Source organism: Pantoea sp. CTOTU49201 (genome assembly GCF_032054795.1).
GTDB classification, from domain to species: Bacteria; Pseudomonadota; Gammaproteobacteria; order Enterobacterales; family Enterobacteriaceae; genus Pantoea; species Pantoea symbiotica.
In genome coordinates this window covers 1-9,333 of sequence record NZ_DAMBSA010000167.1, presented here as the reverse complement: position 1 = coordinate 9,333, position 9,333 = coordinate 1, and the positions used below count along the sequence as shown (strand labels likewise).

The 9,333-nt window shown below is 56.0% G+C and carries 10 protein-coding genes; 7 read left to right on the top strand and 3 right to left on the bottom strand.

Going from position 1 to position 9,333, the window contains the following annotated elements:
• Positions 1-64: 64 nt before the first annotated feature.
• Entirely contained in the window at positions 65-1,396 is a 1,332-nt protein-coding gene (gene qseC / locus RTY00_RS13020) for a quorum sensing histidine kinase QseC (protein ID WP_312664733.1), read from the bottom strand.
• Positions 1,393-2,055, bottom strand: coding sequence for a quorum sensing response regulator transcription factor QseB (gene qseB, locus RTY00_RS13015; RefSeq protein ID WP_312664732.1), 663 nt, complete (start codon positions 2,053-2,055; stop codon positions 1,393-1,395). The genes qseC and qseB overlap by 4 nt, the downstream gene beginning before the upstream one ends.
• Before the next feature lie 180 nt (positions 2,056-2,235).
• On the opposite strand from qseB, the gene RTY00_RS13010 reads away from it, so the two are divergent.
• The 7 genes from RTY00_RS13010 (at position 2,236) to rbsR (ending at position 8,600) form a co-directional block, all read left to right on the top strand.
• The gene (locus RTY00_RS13010; RefSeq protein ID WP_312664731.1) at positions 2,236-2,631 is read left to right on the top strand and encodes a NirD/YgiW/YdeI family stress tolerance protein; all 396 of its coding nucleotides are present in this window, start codon (positions 2,236-2,238) and stop codon (positions 2,629-2,631) included.
• Between the two features lie 172 nt (positions 2,632-2,803).
• Positions 2,804-3,223 (top strand): D-ribose pyranase, encoded by a 420-nt coding sequence (gene rbsD, locus RTY00_RS13005; RefSeq protein ID WP_008106751.1) that lies wholly within the window; start codon positions 2,804-2,806, stop codon positions 3,221-3,223.
• A gap of 7 nt (positions 3,224-3,230) precedes the next feature.
• On the top strand, positions 3,231-4,739 hold the full coding sequence (rbsA, locus tag RTY00_RS13000) for a ribose ABC transporter ATP-binding protein RbsA (protein WP_312664729.1): 1,509 nt from the start codon (positions 3,231-3,233) through the stop codon (positions 4,737-4,739).
• The gene (gene rbsC, locus RTY00_RS12995) at positions 4,736-5,707 is read left to right on the top strand and encodes a ribose ABC transporter permease (protein WP_008106756.1); all 972 of its coding nucleotides are present in this window, start codon (positions 4,736-4,738) and stop codon (positions 5,705-5,707) included. The genes rbsA and rbsC overlap by 4 nt, the downstream gene beginning before the upstream one ends.
• Before the next feature lie 26 nt (positions 5,708-5,733).
• Positions 5,734-6,609: a ribose ABC transporter substrate-binding protein RbsB gene (rbsB, locus tag RTY00_RS12990; RefSeq protein WP_008106759.1), complete on the top strand. Its 876-nt coding sequence runs from the start codon at positions 5,734-5,736 to the stop codon at positions 6,607-6,609.
• 64 nt (positions 6,610-6,673) lie between these two features.
• A complete protein-coding gene (rbsK, locus tag RTY00_RS12985) occupies positions 6,674-7,603 on the top strand; it encodes a ribokinase (protein ID WP_312664728.1) in 930 nt (309 codons plus the stop codon).
• Positions 7,604-7,616: 13 nt separating this feature from the next.
• The gene (rbsR, locus tag RTY00_RS12980) at positions 7,617-8,600 is read left to right on the top strand and encodes a ribose operon transcriptional repressor RbsR (RefSeq protein ID WP_312664734.1); all 984 of its coding nucleotides are present in this window, start codon (positions 7,617-7,619) and stop codon (positions 8,598-8,600) included.
• Here rbsR and RTY00_RS12975 read toward each other — a convergent pair.
• A partial coding sequence (locus RTY00_RS12975) for an MFS transporter (protein ID WP_312664727.1) occupies positions 8,597-9,333 on the bottom strand: 737 nt, incomplete at its 5' end. The two genes, rbsR and RTY00_RS12975, sit on opposite strands and share 4 nt — an antisense overlap.

The window sequence follows — 9,333 nt, the reverse complement described above, 5'->3', positions numbered from 1 at the left end:
TTGAAATCCCACCGAACCGTGTGATCGAGTTGGGAACCCAGGTCGAGATTTAACGCTGTGCGCGTCACCAACTCAAGGTGACGCGCAATCCTCCGCTGGTGCGCTGGCTGAACTGCAAGCGAATGCCGTGCAGCTGGGCAATATTCTTCACGATGGAAAGCCCCAATCCGCTGCCGGTTTGCGCTTGTCCCGGCGGTCGCCAGAAGCGTTCACCCAACCTTATCAACTGCTCATCGCTGACGCCTGGCCCGTTATCATCAACGGTAATGGAGCGGGCATTGAGCTGTACATCAATAGTGCTGCCCGATGGCGAATAGCGCAGCGCGTTATCCAGCAGATTCCGCACCATCAATCCCAGCAACAGCGGATGACCGTTCATCACCGGTTCGGCGTGGCTGATGAACTGCAAAGCGGTGTTTTGTTGTTCCGCCTGCGGGAAGTGCTCCGCCAGAAGGTTTTGCAGCAGCGGCGCCAGCGCCACCGGCTGAAACTCGCTGCGCAGATCGTCAGCTTCCACGCGTGACAGCGTTAAAAGCTGATCCACCAGACGCGTGGCGCGCACAATACCGCTATCCAGTTGCTGAATCGCCCGTTTGCGCATCGCTTCATCATCATCGGCTAGCTGAATCACTTCACTCTGCACGCGCAGCGCCGCCAGCGGGCTGCGCAGTTCATGGGCTGCATCGGAAGTAAAGCGACGTTCGCGCTGCACCAGATGTGCCATGCGGCTGAACAAGCCGTTGAGCGCCACCACCAGCGGCTTCACTTCTTTAGGCAAGCGCGTTTCAGGTAATGGCGTGGCATCGTCCGGCGCTCGTTGATGCAGCGAAAGCGTGAGGCGCTTCAACGGGCGCAGCTCGAACCACACCAGCGCCAGCAGCAACAGCAGCATAAAAGGCATGGCGATCAGCCATGGCAGCAGGCTACTGAGCGCCAGATCGCGCGTCATATCTTCGCGGTACTCCCACTCTTGCCCAACCACCACGCGATAACGCTTATCCGCTGAGGTGAGCCACACTAAGCGCCAGCTCTCTTTATCGCCGCGCAGGCGGCCATCGGTAAAGCCATCACGTTGGTAATCAAACTGTAAATCACGCCCATTTTCGCCGTCATTGAGCAGCGGCTGGCCGTCAGCGCTGAAGATGGCAAACGCCAGCGCATCGTCATCCTGATCGCCACGATGATGACGCAGGATCGACTTGGTTTTAGGCAGTTTTTCGTCCTGCAGCGAGGTGGGATCGAGCGTAATTAAACGTTTGGCGAACAGCATTTGTTGAGTATCAAACAGCTCGTCTACCGTATCGCGGGTTTGGTGCCAGGCACTAAGGCTGGCCAGGCCGCCGCACAGCATAATCAGCAGCACGAAGCCGATGGCGAGGCGCAGAAACAGACTCATTCCGCCGCTCCCAGCGTATAACCGACGCCGTGTACGGTACGAATAAACTGGCTGCCGAGTTTCTTGCGCAGATGATGAATGTGCACTTCCACCGCATTGCTGGAGACATCTTCATCCCAGCTGTAGAGCTTCTCCTCAAGCTGACTGCGTGTCAGCACGCGGCCAGGATTGCGCAGAAACAGCTCCAGCAGCGCCAGTTCACGGCTCTTCAGGCTGACTGCTTCGCCATCGCACAGCACGCTGTGGCTGCCGGGCGCCATCACCACTTTGCCGTGTTTGAGTTCCGGCTGCAGTTGGCCGTGACGGCGACGGATCAGTGCCTGCAAGCGTGCCGCCACTTCTGTTAATGCAAACGGCTTGCACAGGTAATCGTCAGCGCCGAGCTGCAATCCTTGTACGCGCTGATCGAGCGCATCACGCGCGGTAAGAATCAGCACCGGCACATCCTGTCCTTGCTGGCGCCACTGACGCAGGATATCCAGGCCATCGCGTTCTGGCAGCGATAGATCCAGCACCACCGCGTCCCAGGGCGCGGCCGTCAACGCCTGAAACCCGGCTTCGCCAGAGACAAACCAATCCACGCTGAAACCGAGTTTGGTCAACCCGACTTTCAACCCGTCGCCAATCAGCGTGTCATCTTCAATCAGTAAAATGCGCATCAACTCTCCTTCTGTTAAGCGGAGTTATACGAAGCACAATCGCTCTTGTACAGCGAAAATCCCGGCAAATAGACTATTTTTCATGAATGTTAGCCCAACGGATTCTCTTAAGATCCTGTTAAGAACCTTATGGTGAAATAGCTTCCGTAAACCAACACATTCATGGAAAAGAGGTGACATATGAAAAAGTCTGCAGCCCTGTTAGCTATCATCGCCCTGGCCGCCACGCCGGTTCTTGCCGCTCAGCAAGGTGGCTTTGTTGATCCGAATGCGCCATCCGCTCAGGTAAAGTCCGGTGGTTTTAAGGCGGATAACTCCAGCGTTGTCACGGTGAAACAGGCCGAAGATATGAAGGACGATAGCTGGATCACCGTGCGCGGTACGCTTGAGAAGCAAATCGGTGATGAGGATTATCAGTTCCGTGATGCCACCGGCACCATGAAGGTCGAGATCGATCATAAACGCTGGAACGGTTTGACCATCACGCCGAAGGATCAGGTAGAGCTGACCGGCGAACTGGATAAAGATTTCAACTCTATCGAACTGGACGTGAAACAGGTACGTAAACTGCCTTAATCCATGCTTCGGGGCCGCAGCAGCGGCTCCAACATCCCACCAAACTCAAATTCTCTCTGGTACAAGCGAAACGTTTCGATGGCGATCACATTTCCGTGATGCCGCCATTGAGTTGCCGTGCGCATTTTATACACTCCCGATCAGCGAAACGTTTCGCTGTGGAGTGGAAGAAATGAAAAAAGGTCGCTTGTTAAACGCTGAAGTCTCTCATGTGATTGCTCGCCTGGGGCACACCGATACGCTGACGATTGCAGATGCAGGCTTGCCGATTCCGGCTGGTCCACAGCGCATCGATCTGGCGTTAACGCCGGGTACGCCCGAATTTTTACAGGTGGTTGAAGTTGTCACGCAGGAGATGCAGGTCGAAAGCGCCCTGATGGCGGAGGAGATTAAGCAGCACAATCCGCAGCTCCATAGCGCACTGCTCGCCGTGCTCGAAGCCTTGCAACAGCACCAGGGAAATGTCATCACCATCCGTTACACCAGCCATGAACAATTCAAACAACAAACGCAGCGTAGTCAGGCGGTCATTCGCAGCGGAGAGTGTTCTCCGTATGCGAATGTCATCCTGAGCGCCGGCGTGACCTTCTGAGGCCGCTATGCAACCGTTATTGCAACTCAAAGGGATTGAAAAGTTGTTTCCTGGCGTTAAAGCGCTGAATGGCGCATCGCTCGCCGTTTATGCGGGACGCGCAATGGCGCTGGTGGGCGAAAACGGCGCGGGCAAATCCACCATGATGAAAGTGCTGACCGGCATATACAGCATGGATGCCGGTTCCATGCAGTGGCTCGGTAAGGATGTGGCGTTCTCTGGCCCGAAAGCGTCGCAGGAAGCGGGCATTGGCATTATCCATCAGGAACTTAACCTGATTCCGCAACTGACCGTCGCCGAGAATATCTTCCTTGGCCGCGAATTTGTTAACCGCTTTGGCCGCATCGAATGGAAAAAGATGTATGCCGAGGCGGATGCGCTATTAAAGCGCCTCAATCTGCGCTTTAACAGCCACAAGCTGGTGGGCGATTTGTCGATTGGCGATCAGCAGATGGTCGAGATCGCCAAAGTGCTCAGCTTCGAGTCGAAGGTCATCATTATGGATGAACCGACCGATGCGCTGACCGATACCGAAACGCTGTCGCTGTTCCGCGTCATCAACGAACTGAAAGCGCAGGGCTGCGGCATCGTCTATATCTCGCACCGCATGAAAGAGATTTTCGAGATTTGCGATGACGTCACCGTGTTCCGCGATGGGCAGTTTATTGCCGAGCGTGCGGTGTGCGATCTCAGCGAAGAGAGCCTGATCGAGATGATGGTCGGCCGCAAACTGGAAGATCAATATCCGCGTATCGATCAACAGCCGGGTGAGATCCGCTTAAAAGTCGAAAACCTCAGCGGTCCGGGCGTTGATAACGTCAGTTTTACGCTGCGCAAAGGGGAAATCCTTGGCGTGTCGGGCCTGATGGGCGCGGGACGTACCGAACTGATGAAAGTGCTGTACGGCGCGCTGCCGCGCAGCAAAGGTAAAGTCACGCTGAATGGCCGCGAAATCACCACCCGCTCCCCGCAAGACGGATTGGCGAACGGCATCGTTTATATCTCCGAAGATCGTAAGCGCGATGGTTTGGTGTTGGGCATGTCGGTGAAAGAGAACATGTCGCTGACCGCGCTGCGTTATTTCAGCACCGGCGCGGGCAACCTGAGACACAGCGACGAGCAGTTGGCGGTGGGCGATTTTATCCGCCTGTTCAACGTCAAAACCCCTTCAATGGAGCAGCCGATTGGCCTGCTGTCCGGCGGTAATCAGCAAAAAGTGGCGATTGCGCGCGGCCTGATGACGCGTCCTGATGTGTTGATTCTTGATGAGCCAACGCGCGGTGTTGATGTCGGGGCAAAGAAAGAAATTTATCAGTTAATTAACCAGTTTAAAGCCGAAGGGCTGAGCATCATTTTGGTGTCGTCGGAAATGCCGGAAGTGCTGGGCATGAGCGATCGCATCGTGGTGATGCATGAAGGCCATCTGAGTGGCGAATTTTCCCGTGAGCAAGCTACCCAGGAATCCCTGATGGCGGCGGCAGTCGGTAAGCAACACAGCGAGGAGTTAGTTGTATGAGCACCCAAACCTTACCCGCCAGCCGTCGTTGGTTCAGCAAAGCCTGGCTGCTGGAGCAGAAATCACTGATTGCATTGATCGTGCTGATCGCCGTGGTTGCCAGCCAGAGCCCGAACTTCTTCACGCTGGCCAACATGTTCAACATTCTGCAGCAGACGTCGGTCAACGCCATTATGGCGGTCGGCATGACGCTGGTGATTCTGACTTCGGGCATTGATCTTTCCGTGGGATCGCTGCTGGCGCTGACCGGCGCGGTGGCGGCATCGATTGTCGGATTAGAAGTCAATGCGCTGGTGGCCGTTGCGGCTTCGCTGGCGCTGGGCGCGGCGATTGGTGGTATTACCGGCGTGATTGTGGCGCGCGGCAAGGTGCAGGCTTTTATCGCCACGCTGGTGATGATGCTGCTGCTGCGCGGCGTCACCATGGTTTACACCAACGGCAGCCCGATCAATACCGGTTTCAACGATAACGCCGATCTGTTTGGCTGGTTCGGTATCGGTCGTCCGCTGGGCATCCCAACGCCGGTGTGGCTGATGGTCGCGGTATTTGGTCTGGCGTGGTACATGCTGCATCACACGCGCCTTGGTCGTTACATCTATGCGTTAGGTGGCAACGAAGCGGCGACGCGTTTGTCGGGTATCAACGTTAATCGCGTCAAAATCATCGTTTATTCGCTGTGCGGCCTGCTGGCGGCATTGGCGGGCACCATCGAAGTGGCGCGTCTCTCTTCCGCACAACCTACTGCGGGCACCGGTTATGAATTGGATGCGATCGCGGCGGTGGTACTGGGCGGTACCAGCCTGGCGGGCGGAAAAGGTCGCATCATGGGCACGCTGATTGGTGCGTTGATCCTCGGTTTCCTGAACAACGGCCTGAATCTGATGGGCGTATCGTCTTACTACCAAATGATTGTTAAAGCCGTCGTCATTCTGCTAGCGGTGCTGGTGGATAACAAAAGCAGTAAATAACTCTGACCTTCACACAGGATTTAAAAATGAAAAAGTTAACTGCATTGGCCGTCATTCTTGGCGCCACCCTCAGTGCTGGCGCGATGGCAAAGGACACCATTGCTCTGGTGGTTTCAACCCTGAATAATCCGTTCTTTGTGTCTCTGAAAGATGGCGCACAGAAAGAAGCTGACCAACTGGGTTATAACCTCGTGGTGCTGGATTCGCAGAACAACCCGGCGAAAGAGCTGGCGAACGTGCAGGATCTGACGGTGCGCGGCACCAAGCTACTGCTGATCAACCCAACCGATTCTGATGCGGTGGGTAACGCCGTTAAGATGGCAAACCAGGCCAATATTCCGGTGATCACGCTGGACCGCGTAGCAGCACAGGGCACCGTGGTGAGCCACGTGGCGTCTGACAACCGTTTCGGCGGCAAAATGGCCGGTGACTTCATCGCTAAAAAACTGGGCGATGGCGCGAAGATCATTGAACTGCAAGGCATTGCCGGTACGTCTGCGGCCCGCGAGCGTGGCGAAGGTTTCAAACAGGCGGCTGATGCGCACAAATTCAACATCCTGGCGAGCCAGCCTGCTGACTTCGACCGTACTAAGGGTCTGAACGTAATGCAGAACCTGTTGCAGGGACATCCGGATGTGCAGGCGGTCTTCGCTCAGAACGATGAAATGGCGCTGGGCGCGCTGCGTGCACTGCAAACTGCCGGGAAAACCGACGTGCTGGTGGTGGGCTTTGACGGCACCGCTGACGGTGTGAAAGCCGTTGAATCAGGTAAACTGACCGCCACTGTGGCTCAGATGCCAGACAAGATTGGTGTGATTGGCGTGCAGACTGCCGATAAAGTATTGAAAGGCGAGAAGGTGCAGGCGGTTAATCCGGTTGACCTGAAGCTGGTTACCAAATAATAAGTAAAGAAAAGCAGGGCAACGCGCCACCGTCCTGGTGGCGCATCTTTCTGGATGAATCCCAATGACCACAAGCGCAAAACTGGCCGTTCTCGGCAGCATCAATGCCGATCACATCCTTAACCTCGCCCACTTTCCACGTCCGGGCGAAACGGTGATCGGGAAACAGTACCAAATTGCCTTTGGCGGCAAAGGGGCCAATCAGGCGGTGGCTGCGGGTCGTGCTGGTGCAGATATTGCCTTTATTGCCTGCGTCGGCGCTGATGATATCGGCGAGCGCATTCGTCAGCAGTTGCAGCAAGACCGCATTGATACCGCACCGGTTGAAACCGTCGCTGATGAATCGACTGGTGTAGCGATGATCTTCGTGAATGGCGAAGGCGAAAATAATATCGGCATCTATTCCGGTGCCAATGCGGCGCTGACGCCGACTCGCGTTGCGCAGCACCAGCAAGTGATTGCCGATGCCGATGCGTTGCTGATGCAGCTGGAATCTCCGCTGGAAAGCGTTCTGGCCGCCGCGAAGATTGCCCGCGCGCAGCAGACGCAAGTGATCCTGAATCCCGCACCGGCCACCGCGCTCTCAGATGAGCTGCTCGCGCTTATCGACATCATCACGCCAAATGAAACCGAAGCAGAAATTCTCACCGGCATTGCGGTGAAGAGCGATGAAGATGCCGCGCGTGCTGCTGCGGCATTGCATGCGAAAGGTATCGATACTGTATTAATCACTTTAGGCCGTCGCGGTGTGTGGCTGAGTGAGCAAGGCAACGGCATGCGCATTCCGGGCTTCAGCGTGCAGGCCATCGATACCATTGCGGCTGGCGATACCTTCAACGGTGCGTTTATTACCGCACGTCTGGAAGGTGTGCCAATGCACGATGCCGTACGTTTCGCCCATGCCGCCGCTGCGATTGCGGTGACGCGTCCGGGCGCGCAGCCCTCAGTGCCGTGGCGCACTGAGATCGACGCCTTCCTGCAACAACAGGGCTAAGCGCTTGGCTACCATGAAAGATGTCGCTCGCCTGGCGGGCGTCTCTACCTCCACCGTTTCACACGTCATCAATAACAATCGCTTTGTTAGCGAGCAGGTGCGTGAAAAGGTGGATCAGGCGATTCGCGAGCTTAACTATGCGCCGTCCGCGCTGGCGCGCAGCCTGAAGATCAAACAAACCCGCACCATCGGCATGCTGCTGACCGCCAGCAGTAACCCGTTCTATTCCGAAGTGGTGCGCGGCGTGGAAAACAGCTGCTACGAACGCGGCTACAGCCTGATTCTGTGTAATACCGAAGGCGATGAAGAACGCATGAATCGCAGCCTCGAGACGCTGATGCAAAAGCGCGTCGATGGTTTACTGATGATGTGCACCGAAACCCATCTGCCTTCTGCGGAGATCCTCAATCGCTATCCGTCTGTGCCGATGGTAATGATGGACTGGGCGCCATTTGAAGGGCGCGGCGACATTATTCAGGATAACGCGCTGCTCGGCGGCGAGCTGGCAACTCAGCATCTTATCGATCGCGGCTATATGCGCATTGCCTGTATTGCGGGACCACAGGATAAAACGCCGGCGCGGTTGCGTCTGGAGGGCTTCCATAAGGCGATGGCGAGCAGTGGATTAGCGGTTCCATCGGGTTATGTGGTTGATGGCGATTTTGAGTTTCAGGGCGGCTTCAACGCCATGAATCAATTGTTGACGCTGGATACGCTGCCAGAAGCGATATTTACCAGCAACGATGCAATGGCGGTTGGCGTTTATCACGCCTTGTTCCAGGCCGGATTGCGCGTGCCGCAGGATATTGCAGTGATGGGCTATGACAACATCGAGCTGGCACGTTACCTGACGCCGCCGCTTAGCACCATTCATCAGCCGAAAGATGAGTTAGGCGAACTGGCGATTGATACCTTGATACATCGTATGAGCGATCCCGACGCCAGTCAGCAAACGCTGGTGTTGACGCCGGAGTTGGTGGAACGCGGTTCGGTCTAAACCGCTTTCTTCTTTTTCTCGCGGTTAGCGATCAAATTACGCCCGTCGCCCGGACGTAACATCATAAAGGTAAAGGCAGACAACACCGTGACGATGCCCATCGTCAGGAAGGTGGCGTGGAACTGCGCGACGGTTGTGGCCTCGACATCCTGATAGAAACGCAGCACTGCGGCGCTCACCGCCACACCAAAGCTGATCGACAGTTGCTGCGTTACCGCCAGCACACTATTCCCGCCGCTGGCGTTCTCATCATTTAAATCCGCCAGCGTGATGGTGTTCATCGCGGTGAACTGCGTTGACATCGCCATCCCCAGAATCAACAGTGCCGCCAGCAACATCACCACGCTGCCACCCGGCGATTGCAGTGAGAAGGTAGCGATCAATATGCCAATGATGATGGTGATACCAACCAGCGTATGGCGATAACCGAAGCGGCGTAGTACTTGCGTGACCGTGGATTTCGCCAGCAGCGCGCCAATCGCCGTTGGCCCCATCATGCAACCGGCAATCAGCGCAGGATAACCAAAGCCCACTTGCAACATCAGCGGCATCAGGAATGGAATGCAGCCGGTTCCCAGACGCGAAGCGATGTTGCCAAGGATGCCGACCGAGAAGGTGCGGGTTTTAAACATTGGCAGATTAATCAGCGGTGCCGGATGACGACGTGCGTGCACTATATAGAGAAGAAGTAATGCAATGCCGCTAAACAGCACCAACAACGCTTGCCACGGCA

What these genes read in the sequence shown, in the direction of transcription:
- qseC (WP_312664733.1), bottom strand. Translation starts at nt 1,396, where the DNA reads ATGAGTCTGTTTCTGCGCCTCGCCATCGGCTTCGTGCTGCTGATTATG.
- qseB (WP_312664732.1), bottom strand. Translation starts at nt 2,055, where the DNA reads ATGCGCATTTTACTGATTGAAGATGACACGCTGATTGGCGACGGGTTG.
- RTY00_RS13010 (WP_312664731.1), top strand. Translation starts at nt 2,236, where the DNA reads ATGAAAAAGTCTGCAGCCCTGTTAGCTATCATCGCCCTGGCCGCCACG.
- rbsD (WP_008106751.1), top strand. Translation starts at nt 2,804, where the DNA reads ATGAAAAAAGGTCGCTTGTTAAACGCTGAAGTCTCTCATGTGATTGCT.
- rbsA (WP_312664729.1), top strand. Translation starts at nt 3,231, where the DNA reads ATGCAACCGTTATTGCAACTCAAAGGGATTGAAAAGTTGTTTCCTGGC.
- rbsC (WP_008106756.1), top strand. Translation starts at nt 4,736, where the DNA reads ATGAGCACCCAAACCTTACCCGCCAGCCGTCGTTGGTTCAGCAAAGCC.
- rbsB (WP_008106759.1), top strand. Translation starts at nt 5,734, where the DNA reads ATGAAAAAGTTAACTGCATTGGCCGTCATTCTTGGCGCCACCCTCAGT.
- rbsK (WP_312664728.1), top strand. Translation starts at nt 6,674, where the DNA reads ATGACCACAAGCGCAAAACTGGCCGTTCTCGGCAGCATCAATGCCGAT.
- rbsR (WP_312664734.1), top strand. Translation starts at nt 7,617, where the DNA reads ATGAAAGATGTCGCTCGCCTGGCGGGCGTCTCTACCTCCACCGTTTCA.